The organism is Paraburkholderia sp., from assembly GCF_050742655.1.
Taxonomy (GTDB): domain Bacteria; phylum Pseudomonadota; class Gammaproteobacteria; order Burkholderiales; family Burkholderiaceae; genus Paraburkholderia.
In genome coordinates, this window is sequence record NZ_JBOIGG010000071.1 from 1 (window position 1) to 1,281 (window position 1,281).

Sequence of the window (1,281 nt, forward strand, 5' to 3'; positions counted from 1 at the left end):
GGCTGTTCTCGGCCGTGGCCGGTGGAATGCTGATGCTCTGCGTGACGTCGTGCGGGACTATGTGGTGGAAACGCTGGCCGATCAGGACGCCGTGCTGGTTCTCGATGAAACCGGTTTTCTGAAGCAGGGCAAGGCTTCATGCGGCGTTGGGCGCCAGTACACCGGTTCGGCCGGCAAGATCACGAACTGCCAGATCGGTGTGTTCGCCGCTTACGTGTCGCGCCACGGCCATGCCTTCATCGACCGGGCTCTCTACCTGCCCAAGGCCTGGACGGACGATGCCGCCCGGCTCGCGGCGGCCCATGTGCCGGAGGCAACAACCTTCGCGACCAAGCCTGGCCTCGCCCTGAACATGATCGAGCGGGCCATTGCGGCAGGCGCGCCGTTCGCCTGGGTCGCCGCCGACAGCGTCTATGGCGCCGGCGACATCGAGATGGCGCTGCGCCGCGCCGGCAAAGGCTATGTGCTTGGGGTCAACGCCAATCACCGCTTTGGGTCCTGGGGCGGAAAGCCGCCGGTCGCCGGCGCAGCCGCGGAGATCGCGCAAGATCTCGATCCTTCATGCTGGCGGCGCCTGTCGGCTGGCGAAGGAACGAAGGGCGCAAGATTGCATGACTGGGCCTACTGCGAACTGGCTGACCTCGACGCCGCTGAAGATGATGATAAGCATACAGGCTTGTGGACGCGCGGCCTGTTGATCCGCCGCAACATCGCCGATGGAGATCTCGCTTTCTTCTCGACCTGGTGTCCGACCGGGACAAGCATCGAAACCCTGGTTGGGGTGGAGGGACATCGCTGGGCGATCGAGGATAGCTTCGAGACGGCGAAGAACGAACTCGGGCTCGACCACAACGAGACCCGGTCCTGGCATGGCTGGCAGCGCCACGTCTCGCTCGTGATGCTGGCGTTCGCCATGATGGCCGCGATCCGTCATCGCGCCAACAGCGCGCCGCCCCCAAAAACGATGCGGAGGGCCACGAACGTAAAGCCTCGTCTCCCATGATCCGCTGGTCGGTCCAGGAGATCCGCCGCATCGCAACGCGACTGGCTCAGCGCCGCATCCAACCTGCACACATCATCGCATGGTCAATCTGGCGAAGGGCCCATCAAGCCGCAGCCGCAAAAGCCCATATCAAGACAAAACTGCAACTGTAATGCTAGGACCTGACCGGATTCGAGACGCCGCCACTGATGATCTATGGACTCCTCCGCGAAGCGCACGAAGAAGTCGATCGCTTCCGGGTTCATCATCGCGTCGCGACTGGCGGCCTTGTCCAGCGG

1 protein-coding gene and 1 pseudogene are annotated in these 1,281 nt (G+C 63.8%); one reads left to right on the forward strand and one right to left on the reverse strand.

Annotation, left to right across the window (positions count from 1 at the left end; translation table 11 throughout):
• Window positions 1-973 (forward strand): annotated as a pseudogene (locus ACREXZ_RS30840) (IS701 family transposase); the annotation flags it as partial.
• Window positions 974-1,086: 113 nt separating this feature from the next.
• On the opposite strand, the gene ACREXZ_RS30845 reads toward ACREXZ_RS30840, so the two are convergent.
• A partial coding sequence (locus ACREXZ_RS30845; RefSeq protein WP_431767915.1) for a hypothetical protein occupies window positions 1,087-1,281 on the reverse strand: 195 nt, incomplete at its 5' end.